Source organism: Phenylobacterium sp. (assembly GCF_044236515.1).
Classification (GTDB): Bacteria; Pseudomonadota; Alphaproteobacteria; order Caulobacterales; family Caulobacteraceae; genus Phenylobacterium.
Window position 1 is genome coordinate 41,949 of the sequence record NZ_JBIIGK010000002.1, and the last position, 21,666, is coordinate 63,614.

20 protein-coding genes and 2 pseudogenes are annotated in these 21,666 nt (G+C 68.8%); 4 read left to right on the top strand and 18 right to left on the bottom strand.

Annotated features, from left to right (window positions below):
• The first annotated feature begins 35 nt into the window (after window positions 1-35).
• Window positions 36-1,424, top strand: coding sequence for an oxygen-independent coproporphyrinogen III oxidase (gene hemN, locus ACILRF_RS00490; protein WP_395670296.1), 1,389 nt, complete (start codon window positions 36-38; stop codon window positions 1,422-1,424).
• A gap of 98 nt (window positions 1,425-1,522) precedes the next feature.
• Here hemN and ACILRF_RS00495 read toward each other — a convergent pair whose 3' ends face one another.
• The 13 genes and pseudogenes from ACILRF_RS00495 to ACILRF_RS00555 form a co-directional block, all read right to left on the bottom strand.
• A complete protein-coding gene (locus ACILRF_RS00495; protein ID WP_395670297.1) occupies window positions 1,523-2,179 on the bottom strand; it encodes a helix-turn-helix domain-containing protein in 657 nt (218 codons plus the stop codon).
• A gap of 131 nt (window positions 2,180-2,310) precedes the next feature.
• Window positions 2,311-3,885 carry a hydantoinase B/oxoprolinase family protein gene (locus ACILRF_RS00500; protein WP_395670298.1) on the bottom strand — a complete coding sequence of 525 codons (1,575 nt, stop codon included), beginning with the start codon at window positions 3,883-3,885 and terminating at the stop codon, window positions 2,311-2,313.
• Window positions 3,882-5,474 carry a hydantoinase/oxoprolinase family protein gene (locus ACILRF_RS00505; RefSeq protein WP_395670317.1) on the bottom strand — a complete coding sequence of 531 codons (1,593 nt, stop codon included), beginning with the start codon at window positions 5,472-5,474 and terminating at the stop codon, window positions 3,882-3,884. The genes ACILRF_RS00500 and ACILRF_RS00505 overlap by 4 nt, the downstream gene beginning before the upstream one ends.
• Window positions 5,469-5,944 (bottom strand): annotated as a pseudogene (locus tag ACILRF_RS00510) (hydantoinase/oxoprolinase N-terminal domain-containing protein); the annotation flags it as partial. The pseudogene ACILRF_RS00510 and the gene ACILRF_RS00505, both read right to left, overlap by 6 nt.
• 45 nt (window positions 5,945-5,989) lie before the next feature.
• The gene (locus tag ACILRF_RS00515; protein ID WP_395670299.1) at window positions 5,990-6,796 is read right to left on the bottom strand and encodes an ABC transporter permease; all 807 of its coding nucleotides are present in this window, start codon (window positions 6,794-6,796) and stop codon (window positions 5,990-5,992) included.
• Between the two features lie 2 nt (window positions 6,797-6,798).
• On the bottom strand, window positions 6,799-7,638 hold the full coding sequence (locus ACILRF_RS00520) for an ABC transporter permease (protein WP_395670300.1): 840 nt from the start codon (window positions 7,636-7,638) through the stop codon (window positions 6,799-6,801).
• 27 nt (window positions 7,639-7,665) lie between these two features.
• Window positions 7,666-9,441, bottom strand: a complete 1,776-nt coding sequence (locus ACILRF_RS00525) for an extracellular solute-binding protein (RefSeq protein ID WP_395670301.1) — start codon at window positions 9,439-9,441, stop codon at window positions 7,666-7,668.
• Window positions 9,386-9,745 (bottom strand): annotated as a pseudogene (locus ACILRF_RS00530) (ABC transporter ATP-binding protein); the annotation flags it as partial. The gene ACILRF_RS00525 and the pseudogene ACILRF_RS00530, both read right to left, overlap by 56 nt.
• 208 nt (window positions 9,746-9,953) lie before the next feature.
• Entirely contained in the window at window positions 9,954-10,550 is a 597-nt protein-coding gene (locus tag ACILRF_RS00535; protein WP_395670302.1) for a YceI family protein, read from the bottom strand.
• Entirely contained in the window at window positions 10,547-11,479 is a 933-nt protein-coding gene (locus tag ACILRF_RS00540; protein WP_395670303.1) for a class I SAM-dependent methyltransferase, read from the bottom strand. Before ACILRF_RS00540 ends, ACILRF_RS00535 begins: the two co-directional genes overlap by 4 nt.
• 109 nt (window positions 11,480-11,588) lie before the next feature.
• The gene (locus ACILRF_RS00545; RefSeq protein ID WP_395670304.1) at window positions 11,589-11,729 is read right to left on the bottom strand and encodes a DUF5989 family protein; all 141 of its coding nucleotides are present in this window, start codon (window positions 11,727-11,729) and stop codon (window positions 11,589-11,591) included.
• A 1-nt stretch (window position 11,730) separates the two neighbouring features.
• Window positions 11,731-13,566, bottom strand: coding sequence for a carbamoyltransferase (locus ACILRF_RS00550; RefSeq protein ID WP_395670305.1), 1,836 nt, complete (start codon window positions 13,564-13,566; stop codon window positions 11,731-11,733).
• A gap of 1 nt (window position 13,567) precedes the next feature.
• Window positions 13,568-14,293: a ferritin-like domain-containing protein gene (locus ACILRF_RS00555; protein ID WP_395670306.1), complete on the bottom strand. Its 726-nt coding sequence runs from the start codon at window positions 14,291-14,293 to the stop codon at window positions 13,568-13,570.
• Between the two features lie 67 nt (window positions 14,294-14,360).
• Here ACILRF_RS00555 and ACILRF_RS00560 point away from each other — a divergent pair, with 67 nt between their 5' ends.
• Complete coding sequence (locus ACILRF_RS00560; protein WP_395670307.1) at window positions 14,361-15,515, top strand: hypothetical protein; 1,155 nt, start codon at window positions 14,361-14,363, stop codon at window positions 15,513-15,515.
• On the opposite strand, the gene ACILRF_RS00565 is transcribed toward ACILRF_RS00560, so the two are convergent.
• From ACILRF_RS00565 to ACILRF_RS00585, 5 genes are all read right to left on the bottom strand, one after another.
• Window positions 15,502-16,515: a calcium-binding protein gene (locus ACILRF_RS00565; RefSeq protein WP_395670308.1), complete on the bottom strand. Its 1,014-nt coding sequence runs from the start codon at window positions 16,513-16,515 to the stop codon at window positions 15,502-15,504. The two genes, ACILRF_RS00560 and ACILRF_RS00565, sit on opposite strands and share 14 nt — an antisense overlap.
• Before the next feature lie 97 nt (window positions 16,516-16,612).
• Window positions 16,613-17,281, bottom strand: a complete 669-nt coding sequence (locus ACILRF_RS00570; protein WP_395670309.1) for a TorF family putative porin — start codon at window positions 17,279-17,281, stop codon at window positions 16,613-16,615.
• 26 nt (window positions 17,282-17,307) lie between these two features.
• Window positions 17,308-18,573, bottom strand: coding sequence for a S8 family peptidase (locus ACILRF_RS00575; protein ID WP_395670310.1), 1,266 nt, complete (start codon window positions 18,571-18,573; stop codon window positions 17,308-17,310).
• Window positions 18,570-19,208, bottom strand: a complete 639-nt coding sequence (locus ACILRF_RS00580; RefSeq protein WP_395670311.1) for a zf-HC2 domain-containing protein — start codon at window positions 19,206-19,208, stop codon at window positions 18,570-18,572. Before ACILRF_RS00580 ends, ACILRF_RS00575 begins: the two co-directional genes overlap by 4 nt.
• An 8-nt stretch (window positions 19,209-19,216) precedes the next feature.
• Window positions 19,217-19,789 (bottom strand): RNA polymerase sigma factor, encoded by a 573-nt coding sequence (locus ACILRF_RS00585; RefSeq protein ID WP_395670312.1) that lies wholly within the window; start codon window positions 19,787-19,789, stop codon window positions 19,217-19,219.
• A 105-nt stretch (window positions 19,790-19,894) separates the two neighbouring features.
• On the opposite strand from ACILRF_RS00585, the gene ACILRF_RS00590 reads away from it, so the two are divergent.
• Both ACILRF_RS00590 and ACILRF_RS00595 read left to right on the top strand, forming a co-directional pair.
• Window positions 19,895-21,241 carry a YceI family protein gene (locus tag ACILRF_RS00590; RefSeq protein WP_395670313.1) on the top strand — a complete coding sequence of 449 codons (1,347 nt, stop codon included), beginning with the start codon at window positions 19,895-19,897 and terminating at the stop codon, window positions 21,239-21,241.
• Window positions 21,242-21,395: 154 nt separating this feature from the next.
• Window positions 21,396-21,666, top strand: a 271-nt coding sequence (locus ACILRF_RS00595) for a hypothetical protein (protein ID WP_395670314.1), incomplete at its 3' end; no start/stop codon positions are given.

Genomic DNA, 21,666 nt, shown 5'->3' on the forward strand with positions numbered 1-21,666 from the left:
CGGCGCGGCGCGGTCCTCTGCGGCAGGACAGGTACATGAGCCTCGCCCCTTGCGACACCTCCGACCGCCAGCCCGACCGCGCCGCCCTCGTCGCCCGCTATGACGGCCGCGCGCCCCGCTACACCAGCTATCCGACGGCGGTGCAGTTCACGCCCGCGGTGGACGAGGCGGCGTATCGCGCCTGGCTCTCAGCGCTGCCGCCCGACGATCCGGTCTCGCTCTATCTGCACATCCCGTTCTGCAAGCGGCTGTGCTGGTACTGCGGCTGCAACACGCGGGCGGTGAACCGCCATGCGCCGGTCGGCGAATATGTCGAGATGTTGCTGGCGGAGCTCGACCTGCTGCAGGCGGCCCTGCCGGCGCGCATGCCCGCCGCCGCCGTGCACCTGGGCGGCGGCACGCCCAACATGCTGACGCCGCAGGAGGTCGCCGTCCTGGTCGGCGCCTTGCGCCGGGCGTTCAGCTTCACGCCGGACATCGAGATCGCCGCCGAGCTCGACCCCGCCGTCCTGACCAAGGCGTGGGTCGAGGCGGCCGCGCAGGCGGGTCTGACCCGCGCCAGTCTCGGCGTCCAGAATCTCGACCCTACGGTTCAGGCGGCGGTGAACCGGCGGGAGAGCTTCGAGGATATCGCCCGCTGCGTCGGCTGGCTGCGCGACTCCGGCGTCTCCGGGATCAATCTCGACCTGATGTACGGCCTGCCGCATCAGACGACGGCGGCGACGCTCGCCACCATCGACGCCGTGGCGCGCCTGCGGCCGGAGCGTATCGCGTTGTTCGGCTACGCCCACGTCCCTTGGATGAAGGCGCACCAGCAGCTGATCGACGAAGCCGCCTTGCCGGGTCCCGCAGAGCGGCTCGACCAGAGCGAGGCGGCCGCCGAACGGCTGGTGGCTCTCGGCTACGTCCGGATCGGCCTCGACCATTTCGCCGCGCCGCACGATCCGATGGCGGCGGCGCTGGCCGAGGGAACCCTGCGGCGCAACTTTCAGGGCTACACGACCGACGCCGCGCCGACCCTGCTGGGGCTCGGCGTCTCGTCCATCGGCTCGCTGCCGCAGGGCTTCGTACAGAATGCGGCGCAGGAATTGGCCTGGCGTGCGGCGGTGAAGTCCGGGCGCTTGCCGGTTGCGCGCGGCGTGGCGATGACCGCCGACGACCGCTTCCGCGGCGAGATCATCGAGCGGCTGATGTGCGACCTGACCGTCGACCTGGACGCGGTCTGCGCTCGGCATGGCCGTAAGCGCGCCGAGCTTTCGGAGGCGATTTCGCGCCTCGCCCCCTTCGTCGCCGACGGTCTGGTGAGGAACGTGGGCGGCCGGGTGACGGCCATCGGCGCGGGCCGTCTGGTCATCCGCTCGATCGCCGCGGCCTTCGACGCCTATTTCGCACCTGACGCCACGCGGCATTCCCGGGCGATCTGAGAGGCTCCGGCAAAGAAAAAGACGCCGGACGGCGACCCGTCCGGCGTCTGCGCGTCAGCTCCGGCCCGCGGGGGAGGACCGGCCGGGCAGGGGCGCGATCAGGCCGCCAGGGCCTCCAGCCGATCCCATTTCTTGACCTGGAACCGGCGGACGGCGGGGAACTCGACGACGGCTTCGTCCTGCAGCTGGGTCAGCATCCGCGAGACGGTCTCGATCGTCAGGCCCAGGTAATCGGCCATGTCCTGCCGACCCATCGGCATCTCGACCGGCTGCGGCCCGCCCCTCGCGCCCGCGCAGCCCTCGGCCATGCTCTTGAGGAACGCCGCGACCTTCTCGCGGGCGCTGCGCCGGCCGAGCAGCATGACGTGCGCCTGGGCCCGTTCCAGCTCGCGCCGGATGCCCTCGAGGATGGCGCGATCCATCGCCGCATCGCCGGCGAAGGCGCGGACCGCGCCGCGGCGCACCACCTGAACCTCGCAGTCGGTCAGCGCCTCGGCCGAGAACTGGTGATCGGGGCCGACCTCGAGCCCGAGCAGGTCGCCGGCATAGTAGAAATCGCCCACCTGGCGTCGGCCGTCGGCGGTCAGCCGCGTCGTGCGCACCACGCCGCGCACCAACCTATAGAGATGCTCGACCGGCGCGCCCTGGGCATAAACCTCTTCATCCCGGCCGAACAGGCGCGTAGTGGCGAGCGTGTCCATGGCCGCGATCAGCGCGGAGGGGGCGGTCTCGGAGGGGCGGGCCTGCAAGGTCATGTCGACGTCCTTCGTTATGGCGAAGGCGTACGCGGCCCCGGGATTCCGCGAAATTCGGAGATGTCCGTAAGGGCTGGCCCGTACGGGAGACTACGTAGCGTCGTCGTCCGCGAATTCGCCGCGCGGTTCTTCTAACCCGCCGACGCATCGCCCCAGCCGCCGCCGCCGGCGGTCTCGATGGTGAAGACGTCGCCGGGCTTCGCCGCCATGGTGTTGTGGCCGCCCAGACGGGTCTGCTCGCCGCCGCGTTCCATGATCACGCCGGCCAGCCGGCCGTCGCCGCCGCCGTCGGACCCAGCGGGCGCACGCTGCGTGCGGTCGCCGGTCGAGGAGAAGCTGACGCCGTCGCCGATCACCTCGAAGACCTTGCGGATGCCCATGCCGCCGCGGTGGACCCCGGCGCCGCCGGAGCCGGTGATCAGGCCGTAGGACCGGACGCGGAGATAGTCGGCCTCGACCTCCATGACTTCGACCGGGATGTTGCCGCTGTTCGACAGCGGCTGGGCGATGCCGTCGCAGCCGTCGCCGTGCTTGGAGGCCCCGAGGCCGCCGGCGATGATCTCCTGATAGACGTGGTAGCTGCCGACCTGCCGCCGCGCGAACGCCACCGACGTCGTCGAGTCATGCCCAGACGCCGGAACCAGATCGGGAACCGCCTCGGCCATCGCCTTTCGGCAAGCGCTGAAGGTGCGATAGCTGGTCGTCATACGGGTGCGCACCGGCGCCGGATAGACCGGGTCGCAGATCGAGCCTTTGCGGGTGACGATCTCGATCGGGCGATAGCTGCCGTCGTTGATGATCGTGCCGCTGCGCACCATCGATACGAAGAAGGTGTAGACGGCCGAATAGGTCGAGGCGATCGGCGAGTTGATCGGGCCCTTGACCTGATCGCTGCTTTCGCTGAGGTCCACGCTCGCGCGGTCGCCCTGGATGCTGATCTTCGCCCGGATCGGGATCTGCTGTCCTTCGGGCGTCAGGCTGTCGCAGAAGTCCTCGCCGAAATAAGTCCCGTCCAGGATCTTGAGGATCGTCGCCCGCATCAGGCGCTCGGCGTAGTCCTGCAGCTCCTGCATGCACCCGACGACCACATCGCGGCCATAGCGCCCGACCATCCCCCGCAGCAGCTCCTGTCCGCGGCGGCAGGCGAAGAACTGGGCGCGGTAGTCGCCGACCACGACGCCCGGAACCCGCACATTGGCTTCGATGATCCGCTCCAGGACGCCGCCGTTGAAGGCGTCGGCCTGCTTCACCTTGACCGGCGGGATGATGAATCCCTCCTGAAACAGCTCGGTCGCGTGGGCGTTCATCACCGCCGCGCCGCCGACGTCGACATGGTGGCAGATGCTGCCGGTAAACCCGCACAGCGCCCCGTCGGCGAACACCGGCATGATGATGATGATATCGTTGAGATGCTGCCCATAGAAATACGGGTGGTTCATCACATAGACGTCGTCTTCCTCGGTGTTCGCGAGGTCGAACCGCTCCTTCCAGCCGCGGACCGCCATCGCTAGCGAGTTCATGTGCATCGGGATCATGATCGACTGGGCGACAACTCGACCGTCTGGATCGAGAAGGCAGGTCGAGGTGTCCTTCGCCTCGCGTGCGATCGAGGAATTGGCCGAGAGCAGCATCACCGTGCCCATCTCGTTGGCGATCGAATGGAACATGTTGTTGGCCACCGACAGCATCACCGGATCAATGGTCATTGGCCTTGCTCCTGCATGGCGGCGCCGGCGGCGGACCGCGCCAGGATGAGGTCGCCCCTGGAGTCGACGGTCAATGACCAGCCGGGCGGTACGAAAACGGCGGACGTGGCCTCATAGACCAGGCAGGGGCCGGCCAGGGCCGAGCCCTCGGGCAGCCCCTCGCGGTCATAGGTCGTGAAGGTCTCGCCGCCGGGCGCCGGCGAACTCGTTCCCTTCGGCGGCGCCTGCGGGTTCGCAACGAAGGGGCGTTCGGCCCGGGGGCCGAGGTCGGCTACGCCATCGACCCGGTAGCTGACGATCTCAAGCTCCTGTTCCGGGAAGCTGTGACCGTAACGGTCGGCATGAGCCTGGTTGAACCCGTCGGCGACCGCGCGGGCGAGATCGTCGGAGCCCGAGATCGGCACGGTCAGCTCGAAGCCTTGGCCCACGTAACGCGCGTCCGCATGGCGCCATACGGCGACAGCCGAGGGGTCGACGCCGAAGCTCGCGTAATGCTGGCGGACATCGGCCTCGAGGCGGGCGAACTCGGCTTCGATGATCGCGCTGGAGATCGACGACAGGCGGGTCCCCGGCGCCGACTTGATGACGTCGAGCCGCATCTGGGCGGTGGTCAGGCCGTAGGCGGAAAAGACCCCGGGCAATCGCGGCACCACGACGTGGTCGGCGCCGATCTCCTCCGCCACCACGGCGGCGAACAGGGCGCCGCCCCCGCCGTAGGGCAGGACGGCGTATCCCCGCGGATCCTTGCCGCGCTGCACCGTCACCTGCCGCATCTGCTGGGCGATGTTGTTGACCGTCAGCCTGTAGACGTTGCGCGCCAGCTCGATCTCGCTCACGCCCAGGGCGTCGCACAACGGCCGCGCCGCCTGACTCGACAGGCCGGCGTGGATCTGCATCTCGCCGCCGATGAACCGGTCCGGATCGATGAAGCCCATCAATACGAGGGCGTCAGTCACCGTGAACTGGGTCCCCCCGCGGCCATAGCAGGCCGGCCCGGGCTTCGAGCCGGCGCTTTCCGGTCCGACCCGCAACATGCCGCCGTCGTCGATCCAGGCGATGCTGCCACCGCCGGCCCCGATGGTCGCGATGTCCATCATGCGGATGTTTATCGGGTGCCCGTCGATGCGGTATTCGGACAGGCCCTTGCTGACCATCTCCGGCACGGCGTCGCTGATCAGCGAGACGTCACACGAGGTGCCGCCGATATCCATGGTGATCAGGTTACGATGGCTCCCGGCCTTGGCCAGGTGGACCGCCCCCGTGACCCCCGCCGCCGGGCCGGAGAGGATCATCCGGACCGGTTGCTCTGCGGCGACCTCGGCCGGCAACACGCCGCCGTTCGACTGCATGATCATCAGCCGGCGCCTGTAGCCCAGCCCCGAAAGCTCGCGCGCCAGATTGTCGACGTAGCGGCGGACAAGCGGGCGCACATAGGCGTTGATCACCGTCGTGGAGGCCCGCTCGTATTCGCGGAACTCCGGCGAGATGTCCGACGATATGGTCACATCCAGGTCCGGATAGGCCTGGTTGATAAGCGCCCGCGCCCGTCGCTCGTGCGCCGGATTGCGGTACGAATGGAGGAACAGCACCGCAAGGGAGGCGACGCCGTCCTCCTCCCTCAGATGGCGCACCGTCTCGAGCAGTTCGTCCTCATCCAGCGCCTGCAAGGTCGAGCCGTCGGCGGCGAGGCGCTCGGTGACGCCGCGGATGAGCTCGCGCGGCACGAGCGACCGGGACCGCTGGTAGAACGCGTCATAGATGTCGGTCTTCTCCTGACGACCGATCAGCAGGACGTCTTCGAAGCCCTTGGTCGTGACGAGGCCGGTGCGGGCGCCCTTGCCTCGATCAGCGCGTTGGTGGCGACGGTCGAGCCATGCAGGATCTCGTCGACCTCGCCGAGGTTGCGACCGGATTTCTCCAGCAGGCGCTTGATCCCATCGATGGCGCCGATGCTGGGGTCCTCAGGCGTCGACGGCGCCTTGATCGCAAGCGGCGCCTGCCCGTCGCCCGCCAGGATGACATCCGTGAAGGTGCCGCCGATCTCTACTCCGATTTTCATTTGGGGCTCCGGCGGCGTTGGGAACTGATCATTCGGTTGAGCGGCCTAGTGGCGCGAGGTCTCGTTGCTGACGAACAATTCGAGGCCGACAAGGCGCTCGAGCGCCAGCACGCTGAGCAGGGTGACGCCGATGAACAGCGTCGACACCGCGGCGATGACCGGCGTGTTGCTTTCCTGGATGTGGCCGTGGATCCGCACCGGCGCCGTCGCGATGTCGGGACCGATCAGGAACATGGTGATGGTCACTTCGTCGAACGAGATGATGAAGGAAAACAGCAGCGCGGTGGTGATGGCAGGCCGCAGCATGGGGATGACGATCCGGCGCATCACCGTCCAGTTGTCGGCTCCAAGGATCAGCGCCGCCTCCTCGCAGCTCCAATCGAACCGGCGCAGCGCGGTGATGATCGGCCGGTAGGCGTAGGGGATCGCCAGGATCACGTGGGCCAGAAGCAGGCCCGGGAAGGTCCCGCGAAGGCTGAAGGCGGCGAGCAGGCTCAGCATCACCACCGCCAGGGCCGCGTGGGGGAACGCCAGCGGCAGCAGGACGGCAGCCTCGAACAGCCCGCGGCCCGGAAACGCTTTGCGGGCGCTGACCTGCGCCGCCAGGAACGCCACCACCACCGTGATGACCGCCGTCGCCGAAGCGAGCAGCACGCTGGTGAGGAGGGCGGAGATCCACTCGGAGCTGCCGAGGAACTCGCGATACCAGTGCAGGGAGAAGCCTTGGGGCGGAAAGCTCAGGTAGCCGGTCGGCGAGAACGATGAGGCGATGACGATCACGATTGGCGCCGGCAGGAACAGGAAGACCGCCGTGACGAGCGTGCGGTAGGCGCCTTTCGTCAGACTGACCACGCTCAACTCTCCTGGCTGGAACGCGTGTGGCGCGTGAGGCGACGCTCGAGCAGGTGCAGCGGCGCGACGACGACGACGGCGGCCAATGTCAGGATCATCGCCATGGCCGAGGCCTTCGGGATGTCGAATAGCTGGAACAGGTCCTGGTAGATCTGCGTGCCCAGCATCCGTTCGCGCAGCCCGCCGAGCAACAGCGGCGTGATGATCGCGCCGTTGCACATCAGATAGACGATGGTCGAGCCGGAGATGACGCCTGAGATGCTCAACGGGAAGGCCACCCGCCCGAAGACCTGGGCGGGTCGCGCGCCGAGGATCATCGCGGCCTCTTCCAGGTTGCGTCCCACCTGCATGAGCGAGGTGAGCACGGCGATGATCATGAACGGGCAGAAGACATGCACCATGCCGATGATCACCCCCGTGGTGTTGAACATCAGCTTGGCCGGCGCATCGAGCACGCCCAGCCACATCAGCCACTGGTTCATGAGGCCGGTGCTGCCGAGGATGACGATCCAGCCGTAGGTGCGCACCACGACGCTGACCATCCACGGCAGGATGACGAGCAGCAGGATGAAGGTCCTGGCCCCCTCGTAGCGGGCGATGAAATGGGCGACCGGATAGCCGATCAGCAGGCTGATCGCGGTCACTGCGGCCGAGACCCACAGGGTGCGCAACAGCACCGCGACGTAGTCCGCTCGGGAGAAGAACTCCGCGTAATTTGCCAACCCGAAGCCGTCCGCGCCGTGGAACGAGCCCAGCACGAGCTGAAGCAGGCCCCACATGAAGATCGCCAGCACGACGCCCATGGGCGCGAGGCCGAGATACAGCCAGCGCCCTAGCTGCATGACGCGCCCCGATCCTCGCCTGGCGGCTCAGACGCCATTGATGATCTTCTCGACGGCGCCGATGCGGGCCGGGGTGGTCCGCGCGACGACATTCCAGTCGGGATTGTAGAGGCGTTGCCGCAGGGCGCCGAGCGACATGCCGACCCTTTGCGCCTGCTCGGGCGTGAACCTGGCTTCGGAGTTCATCGGCATGTAGCCGGACTCTGCGAAGATCTTTTCCTGCACCGCGGCCTGCAGGCAGTAGTCGAACAGCGCCCGCACCTGTTCGCGGTTTTTCGCGGCTTTGGGCATCACCAGGATGTAGGGCAGCATCAGGCCGCCTTCCCTGGGAAGCTGGAAGGTGACGCCGGGCACGGTCGCCTTGCCCCAGAAGCGGGCGGAATAATAAGGCACCGCCGTCACCTCGCCGCGCGACAACAGCGAGCTCATCTGCGCCATGCCGGTGTAGGCGACGACCGAGTTGCTGGCCTGGGCGCGCAGCAGGGGCAGACCGGGCCGCCAATCGGCTTCGGTGCCGCCCGCCAGATGAGCAAATAGGGTCAGGTCGTACCTCGCCGCCCAGACCGTACGATTGATCGCTAGTCGGCCTTTCCACTTCGGGTCGCCGAGTTGGCTCCAGCTCTCGAAATCCCCGGGCTTCGCCAGGGCCGAATTGAAAGCGATGCCATAGTAGGAGAAGTAGATCGGCAGCCCGATCACCCGGCCGTCCCTGGCCCGGACGACGTACCTCTCATCGACCTGGCTCAGGCCTGGCAGCTCATCGTCGGAGAAGCTCTCCAACAAGCCGTCTTTCTGAAGGCTGATCGTGTCGAGGGCGGTGCAGATTCCGACGTTGTACTTCGGGTCGCTGGCCTGGGCGCGCAGCGCTGGTTCCGGATCCGCCCATTCCGCGACGCGGGCCGAAATCCCGGTGCTCGCCTGGAAGTCCGCCAGCACTCGGCGCCAGGCTTCGGCGTTGCCGCCGCCCCACGTGCCCATGACGACGGCGTCTTCGCCCCCGCCGGACCCGCCCAGGCGGCTGACCACGAGGCCGCCGATGGCCGCCGCCCCGCCAAGCGCCAGCAGGTAGCGGCGACGAAGCTTTCCCTTCTTCGCGATCGTCGGCCGGTCAGGGCTGGAATCGTGGCTTGCAGCGGGGCCCTGCTGAACCAGCATCGCACTGCCCGGTTTCCAGGACAGGTGGACCGCGTCCCCGACGCTGAACAGGTCGGTATGGCCGCGCTCGACCGTCTGCGTGACAGAGATCGGCTTGGCGCCCGCGGTCAGCCCGTAGCGGACCAACGATCCCGCATAGACCACCTCGGTGACGGTCGCCGGAGCCCAGACTCCGGCCGCGCCGCCCGTGCTGGCGATGCGCAGGTTTTCGGGGCGTATCGCCACCGCCGTCCGCTCCAGGGGCCGCAGGGCAGGATCGGGCAAGGGCAGGTTGACCCCGAGTTCCGGAAGCCAGGCCGTGACCTGGCCGTTGGCATGCGTGTCGATTTGGGCTTCGAAGATGTTCGCCTCGCCGACGAACTGGGCGACGAAGCTGGTTCGCGGGTGGTTGTAGATGTTGCTCGGCGTGTCGACCTGGACGATCTCGCCGTCCGAAAATACGGCGATGCGGTCCGACATCGTCAACGCCTCGTCCTGATCGTGCGTGACGAAGATGAACGTGGTGCCGAGCTTTCTCTGGATGTCCTTCAGCTCGATCTGAAGTTGGCGCCGCAGCTTGAAGTCCAGGGCGCTCAGCGGCTCCCTCCGCCACCTCGCGCCCGATCGTCGGGGGGGCGACGCCGCGCACTTCCAGGCCGAACGCGACATTCGCCGCGACCGACATGTGGGGGAACAGCGCCAGGTCCTGAAACACCATGCCGACGGGGCGGTGATAGGGCGCCACCCCCCGCATCGGTCGTCCCTGGATCGAGATCTCGCCCGCCGAGGGTGTTTCGAACCCGGCGATCATCCGCAGCAGGGTCGTCTTTCCGCAACCGCTCGGCCCCAGGAAGGTGAGGAACTCGCCCTGCATGACATCGAGGTCGACGCCCTTGAGGACGACCTGGTCGCCATAGACCTTGCGCGCCTGGCTAATTCTCAGGATCACCGTCGAGGGATCGGTTGCTGTCATCGCGGTAAGCGTGCGAACCGAGCCTTGATGCAGATCGTCGCCGGCCAACTGATCAGTTCTGCCCGTCGCTATGAGGGAAGGGGGAATCCGTCCGCAGGTACATGACTAAGTACTTGCGGTGAGATGTCGACTCCGAGGTGAGCGCCGGTCCCTTGGCCTTGACCTGGAGCAGGGTCTTCGCACGCGAGCGGCTCGTGCTGATGCGCTCTTATCGCCTGTAGAACTCGGTTTCGATCAGCAGGGCCACGTCGTCACCTACCCACTGCGAATACTCGGTCACCCCGAAATCCGACCGCTTGATCCTCCCTGAAGCGGAGAACCCCAGGCGCGTGCCCCCGCCCATCATGCCGGGGCCAGCGCCGTTGAACGTGACGTCCAGGCTGACGGGTTTGGTCACGCCATGGAAGGTGAGATCGCCGACGAGCTTGGCGGACAGCCCCTCCACCTCTTCAAAGCCGCGAGAGACGAAGAGGATCTTCGGGTGCTTGTCGGCGTCGAGCATCTGGGCGACCTGCCGGTTGAACGAGGCCGAGCCGGTGTCGACGGAGGCGGCGTCGATCTCGACCCTCACGACCGTCGCCCGCCAGTTGGCCGGATCGTAGTCGAACCCGCCGGATATCTGGTTGAACCGCATCGTGTAGCGGGAGAAGCCCATGTGCGAGACCTTCATGACCAGGCTCGCGTGCTGCGCGTCGAGAATATAGCGCCCGGCCGGCGTCTGAGCCGGATCTGCGCTGACCGGGGCGGCCAGGGCGCCGGCCGTCGCCAGCGCCCAGCAGGCGGCCGCAATGATGGGCGTCCTCATGCGGCTCGTTCCTTTTCAAGCGCCGATGGAATGGCGGGCTGCCCGGCGGATTTCCCTTCGGCGGGCGCGGCGCTCTCCCGTCGGCGACCGATCATCATGAAAAGCCCGCCCTCGTGCCCGAGCTGCGCCATCCAGCCGAGCTGCGCCAGCCAGCTCTCCAGGGGCCAGTGGTCCGGCGCGGGGTCGAACAGGCCGCTCCCCCCGTCGTCGTCGAAAAGGGCGCTGGGAAAGGCGCGCACATAGTCGACGCCGTTGTCGGCGAACCACCTCACGACCTCGCCGTGCGTGTGGCGGCTCTCCTGCGGATGCAGGTACTGGTCGCGCAGCCAGGCGCGGCGGCGGGCGGGCTCGTGGCGCCGGTCGTGCAGCACGGGGTCGAAGGGAATCCAGCGGAAGCCGGTGGCCCGGCCAACCGCCCGTCGCAGCCGCAGCGGCAGGCGGGCCACGGCGTTGTAGAGGCCCAGCACGATCATTCCGCCCGGCCGCGCCAAAGGCGCAACCCTCTCGAAAGCCAGGCGGGGGTCGGGGGTGTGGTGCAGGACGCCGGAGCAATAGACGACGTCGAATGCGCCGCTGCGCAACCCGGGCCGGTGGAGGTCGGTCTCGACGAACCGCACGCCTTCCAGTCCGAAGCGCCGGGCCGCGGCGGCGCCCAGCCGCAGGGAATCTAGGCTCAGGTCCGCGGCTACGACCTGGCGGTCGGCACGCGCGAGGTAGAGGCTCATCTGCCCGGTGCCGCAGCCGACCTCCACGATGCGGGCGTCGCCAGGGATCGCCAGGTCGAGCAGCCGGGCGAAGCGGCTGCGGTCGGCGCGGGCCCGCAGCCAGGTCAGGCTGTCCTGCGGCGGATAGCCTGGGAACGGGGCCTCGGCATAGAAGGCGCGGACCGCGTCGGTCCGGGCGTCGCCTGCCTGCCGAAGCCGCGCCACGCCGTCCGTCTCCGCGTAGAGCGCCCTGCAGCCCTCGCAGCGCCAGCGCCCGTCCAGTCGTCCCGCACAGACGGGGCAGGCCAGAAGCTCGTGGGCGAGCGGGACCATCTCAGAAAATGGCGTAGACGAAGGGGGCCAGCGCCTCGACCGACACCGCCGCCACGAGGATCACCCCGGTCGCGCACAGGAACACCGCCAGCGGGATCATCACCCGTTTCTCGACGCCGCCCTGCCACAGGCCGCGGACCAAGTCAGATGTGGAGCCCGCCATGCTCCCGATGACGATCATCTGCCGCTGGAATCGGCTGCGCTTTGGAAGCATCGGAGGCTCTCCTGCGGTTGGCGCGGGCCAGGGCTGGCTTCATGACCCGGGCCCGGCCGGCGACCAGCACGTCGATCCCTGAGCGGCGGAAGGTGGAGTAGCCCTCCGCCACCCGGTTCACGATCGGCTCGCCGGCCAGGTTGAACGAGGTGTTGAGCAGCACCGGCAGCCCCGTCCGGGCGCCGTAAGCCATGATCAGCGCGTGCAGGCGAGGCTCCATCTCACGCTGCAGGACCTGCACCCGCGCCGTGCCGTCCACGTGCGTGACCGCCGCTAGCCGCCCGCGATGCTCCGGCCGGACCGGAAACACCCCCGACATGAAACGGCTGAGCCGCGCGCCGCCGGCCGGCAGGTCGAAGTAGCGGTCCGCGTACTCGGCCGGGACCACCGGGGCGAACGGACGGAACTCCTCGCGGTGCTTGATGTCCCGGTTCAGCCGGTCGCGCATCGCCGCCGACTGCGGCGCCGCCAGGATGCTGCGGTGCCCAAGCGCCCGCGGCCCGAACTCCAACGCCCCGTCCATCCAGCCGACGACCAGACCGGCCGCCAGGTCATCGGCCACCTGTTCGATCAGCTCACCGTCTGCGTGCATCACGTACGGCAGCTTGTCCTCCCGGGCGATCCGCACGAGGTCCGCGTCGTCGACGCTCGGGCCCCAGAACGGATGGTCTGGGACCGCCTGATCAGGCCGCCCGAAATGCAGCCGGTCGGCGGCCAGTGCGGCCCCCAGGCCGCATCCGGCGTCGCCAGGGGCGGAGGGCACGAAGACGCGCTCGAAGCCTGCTTCCCGCAGCAGGCGGGCGTTGGCGACGCCGTTCAGCGCCACGCCGCCGCCCAGGCACAGGTCCGGCAATCCGCTGCTCCGGCGCAGGTCGCGCGCCATGTCGAGCAGGATCTCCTCCAGCACCGCCTGCACGCTGGTCGCGATATCGGCGAAACGGCGCCCCTCCGCGCTGGTCAGGTCGATGGCGGCGTGGGGATCGCGCGCCGGCCCGAACAGATCGAGGAACTCGTGCGAGTAGCTGCGAGCCACCGTTGTGTGGAACTCGAAGTACGACAGGTCGAGGGCGAAGGCGCCGTCCGGCGTTCGGCGGACCACCCGGCGGACTTCGTCGACGAAGGTCGGCTTGCCGTAGGCGGCTAGCCCCATGACCTTGTACTCGCCCTCGTTGATTTGGAAGCCGAGGTAGGCCGTGAAGGCGGAGTAAAGGAGCCCCAGGGAGTGCGGGAAGTGCACCTCCCGCTCCAGTGAAATGGTCGCTGGCCCGCCGCGCCTCCGCCGACCTGCGCCCGTCGTCAGGGTCGCCCACTCTCCGACGCCATCGGCGGTGAGGATGGCTGCGGCGTCCGTCGGAGCGGTCAGGAATGCAGCGGCGGCGTGCGACTGGTGGTGGCCGGTGAACAGCACCTTGTCGCGGGGCACACCGAGGTGGCCGCAGATTGTCCCGCGCACCCAGGCCTTGTCGCCCAGCATGTTCTTCATGGCGTGTGCGAACGCGGAGCGACCCCGCGGGAAAGCCCGCAGCGCCATAGCAAGCACGCGGTCAAACTTCAGCATCGGCCGCTCGTAGAAGACGACGGCGTCAAGGTCGGCCGGTTGCAGGCCGCCGCGTTCCAGGCACCAGCCGATGGCGCTGAGCGGGAAGGCCGCGTCGTTCTTGCGGCGGGAAAGCCGCTCCTCCTGGACCGCTGCGACGGGCATGCCGTCCACCACGAGGGCGGCGGCGGAGTCGTGATAGTGCGCGGAGACGCCGAGGATGTTCATCTCAGTACTCCCGATCCAATGTGCCGTCGGGAACTGCCGCAGCCGCTGTCCAGCCGGGCGCCTCGCGTTTGGCGGCGTGCTTCGCCGCGAGCGCGAACGGGGGCAGCAGGAGGTAGTAGATCAGGCTGAGGACCACGCCGCCGATGAGCGCGGCGAGGCCGCCCGCCAGCCGAAGGTAGAGCTTCCAGAGCCGCCGAAGACGGGCGCGCCAGAGCACCCGGCGGTGGTCCGTTGGGGCCAGGCGGACCAGCTGCTGGTGGGTGTAGGTCATGTGAAACGCCTCATCGCGCACCACCTTTTGGAACACCGCCTGCGTCGCGGGGTCGCTTGCCAGCACAGATGAGTAGTCGTCGAACTGGCGGGCCGCGTCGCGCTCCGACAGGTGCAAGAAGGCGAGCAGCGCCGCTTCAGGCTCCTCGTCGACCCGGACGTCGTCGAGGCCGCGCTCGCCCGGCGCCATCCACTCTGCGCTTCTCTTGCCGGCGGCACGCGGTCGACTTCGTACGATTTCCAGGCCGCGCTGGCGGAACAGATCCGCATGGCGCTGCTCATCCAGCGCGTGACGCAGAAACAGGAGCCGCAGTCTGGCGTCGCTGGTCAGTTCCGCCGCGCGGACGAGATCTCGTCCGCCATCGGCCTCGACCTCGGCAAAACGCAAAAGCAGACGCGCCCGGCGGTCGGGATGACGCCAGGCGAAATGATGCAAGGGCCTCAAGAAGGCAGGCATTGCTTCCCTCTCTGAACTGGCCGAGCTAACCTTCGTAGGCCAGAGAGAAACTCGGCCCATGTCTCAGATGCCGGCGCGGCGGCGACGCAGAGTTTTGCTGGACCTACTTCTGGCATCTGCTTCTGGCGCTCTGCTGTTCTGGGCGCTCTCCGCCGACGAGGCGTGGCTGGATCGACATTTCCTGCCGGACTTTCGGATCCCTCGGTCTCACACGGTCATTGGGCTGCACACACTCCGGACGCTCGCGGTCTTGGCTGCCGTGCTGCTGGTGGTTCAGGTGCGGCCCTGGCTTCAGCGGCGGGCGGATCGGCACGGGTTGATCCGCCTGTTGGCTCTGGCGGCGCCGAGCCTTTTTGCGGCCGCCCTTGCAATCCCGGCGGCGGAACTGATCCTGCGTATGACTGAGAAGCCTCGGCTGGAGCACAAGGTCGCGGCGCATGAGCCACGCCGGGTGCCGGACGCCCAGCTCGGGTTCCGCTTCGCCGCCGGCCGCGTGAGCTACGGCGACGCAGGCGGGCGCTCCATCCGCTACGTCTTCGACCCTTCCGGATATCGGGTGGCCGAGGCTGGCGAGCGGGTTGATCCGGCTCGACCGACCATCCTGCTGGTAGGTGAGTCCATCATGTGCGGCTACGGCCTGAAGTGGGATGAGACGATCGCCGCGCAAGTGGAGCAGGAAACCGGCGTTCAGGTCGCGGACCTGGCGGTGGAAGGTTACTCCATCGACCAGGCCTTCATGCGCTTCCGTCAGGAATGGGGTCGGTTTCGGCAGCCGGTCGCCGTCGTGACCCTCTTTCTGCCGTCGGCGATGTACCGCACGCTCGAGGAAACGCGGCCGAGGTTTGCGCCCGGCCTGACCTGGCAGCCGCCGGAAGAGCGGTGGTGGCTGGAGCGGGTGATCCGCCGCCGCGCCTCGTATCGCAAGACGGGGGAGGTCGAGGCCGCCGTCCTTGTGGCCCGGCAGGTCCTTACGGCGACGGCGCGAGAGGCCCGGGCGCGAGGCGCCGAGCCGCTCGTCGTTGTCCCTGTTCTGACGCCGGAACCCGTCGTCGAGCGGCGCCTTCGACAGCGGGTGCTGGGCGACGCGGATGTCCCTTACGTCCTCGTGCCCATCCCGCGGGCCTGGCGCCTGCCTGACGACCGTCATCCGGATCCGAGGGGCGCACGCGAGATCGCTGCGGCGATCGTCGGCCGCCTTGAGGCTGCGCCTAACCGAAGTTGAGGCCATTGATGTCCTCAAGGCTAACCCCGGTCAGTACGATCGCGAGGTCCAAGCCCGGTTGGCCGTCGGCGTCGGCATAGACGACCACGTCAGCGCCGACCTCAACGGCCACGATCCTGAGGCCCGGATTCATGACGGCGGCCTCTTGGGCGGCGGCCAGGCCGGTCGCGAAGGTGTAGGGGGTTCCCGCGCCGCCGCCGTAATACGGATCAGGGTTGCCCGGCGCCGGGGCCAACTCCGTGTAATCACCGGCTTGCGGCAACCCGATCCGGTCTGACGCCTGCCAATCGGCAATGACGTCGGCGCCGTTGGCCGTGAGGGACGAAGCCCCGGCCTCGAAAATGAACACATCAGCGCCGCCCCCGCCCATCAGCAGGTCTCGGCCGCCTTCGCCGATGAGGGTGTCGGCGCCGCCGCTCCCTTGCAGGCTGTCATCGCCGAGGTTGCCGTTCAGGTAGCCGGCGCCTGGCCCACCCGTGATGCGATCCGATCCCTGACCGCCGTAGATGGTGTCCGAACCGACACCGGTGATCGTGTCGTCGCCGCGGTTGCCCTGGGCCCAGTTGGCTTCCGTTGGTCCGAGGCCGGTGACGATCGTATCGTCGCCCTGGCCCCCGTAGATGACGTCGGAACCGCCGCCGCCTTGCAGAAGGTCGGCGCCCTGATTGCCCTGCAGGAGGTCGCCGCCGTCCCCTCCATCGAGGGTGTCTGCGCCTTGCCCGCCATAGAGGGCATCGACCGCCGCACCGCCTTGGAGGTTCTCGTCGATCGCGGCGCCGATCTGCAGGCGACCGCCGCCGGCCGCGCTCAGATCGCCGTCGCCCGAGATGCCCGGCGCGAAGCCGACGGTCCGGTCGCCAGACGTTACCGCGATCTGGTCGGCCAGGAAGCTGACGCTGATCTGACTGGCAATGGCGTCCTCGAAATCGAGGCTGTCTGCGGCGGCGATGTAACCGCTCGCCTGATCCGCGGTGATCGTACGGAAAAAGAATGCCGCCATGGGGTATCTCCCCGCTGCCCGGCCCGCACCATTGCGCGCGCCGTTCGTCGGTGAGTGCCTGGCGCTGACCGGAAGGTTCAGCCCCCGCTGCGGGATTTCAGAAGAAGTAGGTTGCGCCGACCACCAAGACGCCGCCCCCAGGGGCCGCGCCTTCCGCGGGCGTTAGGCGGCTCCATGTCAGGCCGACGTCGAAGTCGCCGACGCGCTGAGTGACGCCGAGAGCGAGGTCGTACCGGGTCCGCTGCAGAAACGGGCCCCTTCGGCCCCCAACGGGCGTGAGCGCCCCGGCTCGAGCGAAAAGGCGGAGGGTTTCGGTGGGCCGTAAGGTAGCGCCGGCGTCGATATAGAGCGTGGAAACACCGGACTCGTAATAGTCGGGCGCATAGTGAACTCGCACTGTGACATGCTCGGTGAGGACACCGGCGTAAAGCTCGGCGTAATCGAAGGCCCGCCGCCCCGCTCGATAGCTCACGGTGCGCGTCTGGCTGACGCCGAGGTCAAGGGCTGTTCCCCGCCAAAGCGGCGTTGCATAGCCCGCGTATAGGAACTGGTCGGTCACATCGACGCCGTCGTGCGCCCTGTCATACGCGGTCAGCGCGCCGCCAGCATAGAAACCGCTGGGGTCGTCATAAACGAGCGAGACCGTGACGGCGGGGCGCTGCTCGGTGAGCGACCGGCCGCGATAGACGTAGTCTGACTGCAAGCTGATGCTGGCGCCTACCTGTGCGCAAGCTGGCTCCGCAAGGCCTAGGACGGCGAGGGTCATCGCCAGCGCTCCGCCGCACCGCGCCATCAGGGCGCCGCTGACCGCGCGGTTTCGGCCGCGGCGCACGGGCAGGCGCACGTCGCGCCGGCGCGGACCACACTGGCGCAAGCGTCGATCGCCGCGCCGGGCCGGTCCGCCACCAGCGTCAGGGGTCCGGTCCCGCGGCGCTCGCGCATCAGGGCGAACAGGCCACTGACGTGCGCGGCCGCATAAGAGCCACCTGCGACCAACCCCCAGCCGCCGCCCGGCTGGGTCGTTGGCACGTCACGCCCCGGCGCGAGATAGACGGTCTTGCGGCCCGCGACCGGCTCGTCCGACACGGCCACCACGCCAGGGTGCGACGCCGGGAAGCCGCCCCCCGGGAGACGGCTGTCGAAGGCCGCGACGACCGTCGCACCTCGGCCGATCGCGACGTCCAGGAGGCGTCCAAGCAGTTGGGTGGGCGGGCCGCTTAGGCTCAGGTTAACGACCTCCGCCTTGTGGCCCATGGCGGAGACCAATGCGCGAGCGAGACTGAGGGTGTCGCAGGCCGCAGCCGCCCCGCGCGCCGCCGAGTCCGTTTGCCGGCAGGCGCGCAAAGCCAGCAGGCGCGCGCCGGGTGCGACGCCGGCGATCCCCTGTCCGTTGTTTTCCCGGGCCGCGATGATGCCCGCGACGGCGGTGCCGTGCGCCTCTCCGTTCGGGGGCCGACCGGGAAGCAGGTTTTGCACCAGCGCGACCTGACCGACGAGGTCGGGGTGCCGGGCGTCCACCATACTGTCGATCACTGCGACCTTCACATCGCGGCCGGTGGCGGTGCGGTGCAGATCGGCCAGGCGCCAAGCCTGGGCTGCGGGTTGGGCGCGGAACAGCGGATCCCCGTCCCGGGAGGCTTGCGCCTGGAGTCGATACTCGGCCATCGGCTCCGCCCAGGCCACCGACCCTAGCCCGGAGATGCGCTGCGCCGCCTCCGCAGCCGATCGGCCGGGCGGCACGCTCATGACGAAGCAGTCAACGCCGATGACCGGCATGACCCAGGCGTCGACCAGGGCGAGGCCTTCATCGTGAGCGATCCTGGTGGCGATGCGTCGACGCGCGCTGCGGCCAAGCCCGTCGCCGTAAGCGCCGGCATAGTCGAGCCGTCCCCGGAAATGCGGCGGCGGCAGGGGCAGGAGCACCAGAACCTGCTGGGTCTCTGCCGACGGCCGTGGCGCGGACGGTTGCGAGGTTGCGGCCCCGACCTCCACCATGGCGCCCATGCCACACGCTAGAACCAGCGTCAGGATCAGCCGCAGCAGGCCCCGGGGTCTCATTTGGCGCCTTCCCGGCTGGGGACGTCCCGCTGCAGCGGCTCGGCCATTACCACCTCCGGCCGGCCCCGGAGCTTCGCCAAGGCCGCGTCGCTTCCGTCCTTGCCTGCGTCGAGCAGGTAGGCGTCGGCTGCGGTCGGGCCGCCGACCAGCCGCACATCGGCGGCGTTGAGGATCGCGCGCAGTCGCCGTTCGGGCGTTTCCGGGTGGAACACGATGATGATCTCAGCGCTCGGCAGGCGGGCCGGCGCGCTCAGGGTTTCGTACGGCGCGGGCGAGCGAAGGCCGACGAACATCACACCGGTGGCGGCGACTGCGGCTTGCCCCGCCAGAGCCCAGCGAACCCAGCCCGGCGCCTGGAGGCCCGCCTCCAGCAGCCGACGCACCGTTCCGACGTTGGGCTTCGCCATGCGGGCGCGCAGGCGGAGCCAGCCGGCGTCGGCGTCGTAGGGCATGGTCGCGACCGCCGCGTGGAGCCGACGGTCGGTCTGCAGTTCCGCCCGGCAGTCGGCGCAGGTCGCCAAATGAGCCTCGAGCCGGGCACGCTCCAGCTCCGTCAATCGCCCGGTGGCATACCAGGGCAGCAGAAGGCGCAGCTCCTGATGATCTGGCGGGCGCAGGGGTATGACGCGCGCCATCGTCGGGCTCACAGCCAGTCGACCAAGCGGCCGGCCAGCTTGGTCTTGAGGTGGCGGCGGGCGTAGAACATGCGGGTTTTCACCGTATCCACGGGACAGTTCATGACCTCGGCAATCTCGCGGTAGGCCATCTCATGGAAGTATGCGAGGTCGACCACCGCTCGGTGTTCGGGTGAGAGCTGCCGGATGGCTTGCAGCAGCACTATCTGGCTCTGGCGTTGGCCCACCGCCTGTTCCGGGCTGGCCTCTAAACTTGGCCTTTCGTCGACCCCCGAAGGCGCCACCGGCTCGTCCTCCCGCCGCGCCGCCTTCAGGGCTTTCCGGTAGGCGATGCCGAAGATCCAGGTCGAGAGCCGGCTCGATCCGCCGAAACCCTCGGGTCGGCTCCAGACCACCAGCATGGTGTCGTCCAGCACCTCTTCCACCAGGGCCGGCCGGTGCAACATGTTGGACAGAAACCGCGTGAGGCGAGGGTGGTAGGTCCGGTACAGCGCCTCAAAGGCGCGCAGATCGCCCTGCGCGACGCCGTTCAGCCATCGCGCCTCGTCGTCCTTGCTCGGATGCGCCGTGCTCCGGATCATTCCGGGTGCGGCGTCTAGCGCGCGCAGTGTGGCCTCCCTGGCTTTGCAGGGTCTGTCCTAGTGTAGCGCCGGGTGGTTCAATCACGACCCATCTTTCGATAGGGCGTGAACCGGAACCGCCTGCGCCGGCACTCACCTGCGATGGCGAATCCGGGCGACGAGCGGCTCCTGCATGAGGCTCAGGCGCGCTACAGCGTCGCGGCCATCGTGTTGCACTGGGCGATCGCGGCCTTGGTGCTGGCCCAGCTCATGCTCGCCAGCCGTATGGGAGGACGCACGCCGGAGGCGTTCGCCCTCATGCAGCTGCACAAGTCGATCGGGCTGACGATTCTGCTGCTCACGATTGTCAGGCTTGGTTGGCGGCTCACCCACCGCCCGCCGCCCATGCCGCCTCTGACCCGGTGGGAAAGGATCCTCGCCCGCGCCGTCCACGTCGCATTCTATATCCTGACGATCGCCCTCCCTCTAACAGGTTGGCTGATGGTGTCTTCGAGCAGGCTGGCGGTGCCGACGCGGCTTTTCGGCGTCGTTCCGTGGCCCCACGCCCCGGGCGTCGCTACTCTGCCGCCAGCGCAGAAGGCCATGGCTTTTGGCGCTTCTCAGACAGGTCACGCCGCCTTGGCTTGGATCGCGATGGCGCTCGTCGCGGTGCACGTCGCCGGCGCTCTAAAGCATCAGCTCCTGGCCCCCGGAGCGCCCGTTCTGACGCGCATGGCGCCCGGGGCCAAAGCCGGGAGGTGGCTGGAGCCGAGACTGGGAGCCGTCCTGTTGGGCGCTCTGATGCTCGCCACCGCAGCCGGCCTGGCAAGTCCGCCCTTCTCGGCGCACGCCCCCGCATCCCCTGGGGTCGCCCAGTATGCTGTCCGCGGGGCGGCGGCCACGGCGGACGTGGTGGCGTTCGGGAACGCGCCCACACCGCCCCTGGCCCGCCGGGCGCCGCCGTCCACCGAACCACTCCCATGGACGGTGTCCGACGGCGCGCGCCTGTCGTTCGCCACCGCCTGGAGCGGCGAGCCGATCACCGGGCGGTTCACGCGTTGGCGAGCCCAGATCCACTTCAGTCCGGCGGCCCTCGACCGCTCCAAGGTCGTGGTTTCTGTGGACCTTCGCTCCGTCGACACTGGCAATGTGCAACGTGACGAGGCACTGCGTGGGCCGGACTGGTTCGATGTCGCGGCCAGGCGCAGCGCGACCTTTGCGGCTACGCGGTTTGAGAGCCTTGGCGAGGGTCGCTACGTCGCTCACGGCGTCCTGACTTTGCGCGGTGCAGAACGGCGGTTGAGCGTGCCGTTCCACCTGCGCATCGACGGGCTGGTGGCCAAAGCCTCCGGCGAGGCAGATGTCGATCGCACGGCTTTCACGGTGGGCCAGGGCGAGTTCGCCGCGACCGATCAGGTGCCTGGGGCGGTGAAGGTCACCTTTCGCCTGACGGCCCGCGCGCCGCCGGCTTGAAGGCGCTGCAAGCACCTGGGGCCGCCCCGGCGTACTCAGCGCACCTCCGCTGCAAGTTTTGCGACTGCCGGGCTCGCTTTTCGCGGTCCATTCTCCCTGCTGGGAGGGGGCGCGTGCACAGCGGCTTCCAAGAAGAGACAGCGGAGGCCGCAAGATGACGGGCCCGAACACGGCCGCCCTTATAGGCGCGTTGCTCGCGGCTGGCCTGGTCGCCGCCGCCACCGAGGGGCGCGCCCAGCCTGCGCGGCCGGAGCCGACGGCGCAGGCAATCGCCCGTCACAAGGCGGCCAACGCCGCGGCCGCCGCTCGCCTGCAGCGCGCCATCGAGGACATCCACCGGCGTGACGCGACCATCCCCGGGGTGATGGCGGCGGTCAGCGCGCCGCGGCTCGACGTCGAGTGGGAGGGGGCGACCGGCTCGCTGG

What these genes read in the sequence shown, in the direction of transcription:
- hemN (WP_395670296.1), top strand. Translation starts at nt 36, where the DNA reads ATGAGCCTCGCCCCTTGCGACACCTCCGACCGCCAGCCCGACCGCGCC.
- ACILRF_RS00495 (WP_395670297.1), bottom strand. Translation starts at nt 2,179, where the DNA reads ATGACCTTGCAGGCCCGCCCCTCCGAGACCGCCCCCTCCGCGCTGATC.
- ACILRF_RS00500 (WP_395670298.1), bottom strand. Translation starts at nt 3,885, where the DNA reads ATGACCATTGATCCGGTGATGCTGTCGGTGGCCAACAACATGTTCCAT.
- ACILRF_RS00520 (WP_395670300.1), bottom strand. Translation starts at nt 7,638, where the DNA reads ATGCAGCTAGGGCGCTGGCTGTATCTCGGCCTCGCGCCCATGGGCGTC.
- ACILRF_RS00525 (WP_395670301.1), bottom strand. Translation starts at nt 9,441, where the DNA reads ATGTCGCGTTCGGCCTGGAAGTGCGCGGCGTCGCCCCCCCGACGATCG.
- ACILRF_RS00535 (WP_395670302.1), bottom strand. Translation starts at nt 10,550, where the DNA reads ATGAGGACGCCCATCATTGCGGCCGCCTGCTGGGCGCTGGCGACGGCC.
- ACILRF_RS00550 (WP_395670305.1), bottom strand. Translation starts at nt 13,566, where the DNA reads ATGAACATCCTCGGCGTCTCCGCGCACTATCACGACTCCGCCGCCGCC.
- ACILRF_RS00555 (WP_395670306.1), bottom strand. Translation starts at nt 14,293, where the DNA reads ATGCCTGCCTTCTTGAGGCCCTTGCATCATTTCGCCTGGCGTCATCCC.
- ACILRF_RS00560 (WP_395670307.1), top strand. Translation starts at nt 14,361, where the DNA reads ATGCCGGCGCGGCGGCGACGCAGAGTTTTGCTGGACCTACTTCTGGCA.
- ACILRF_RS00565 (WP_395670308.1), bottom strand. Translation starts at nt 16,515, where the DNA reads ATGGCGGCATTCTTTTTCCGTACGATCACCGCGGATCAGGCGAGCGGT.
- ACILRF_RS00570 (WP_395670309.1), bottom strand. Translation starts at nt 17,281, where the DNA reads ATGACCCTCGCCGTCCTAGGCCTTGCGGAGCCAGCTTGCGCACAGGTA.
- ACILRF_RS00575 (WP_395670310.1), bottom strand. Translation starts at nt 18,573, where the DNA reads ATGAGACCCCGGGGCCTGCTGCGGCTGATCCTGACGCTGGTTCTAGCG.
- ACILRF_RS00580 (WP_395670311.1), bottom strand. Translation starts at nt 19,208, where the DNA reads ATGGCGCGCGTCATACCCCTGCGCCCGCCAGATCATCAGGAGCTGCGC.
- ACILRF_RS00585 (WP_395670312.1), bottom strand. Translation starts at nt 19,789, where the DNA reads ATGATCCGGAGCACGGCGCATCCGAGCAAGGACGACGAGGCGCGATGG.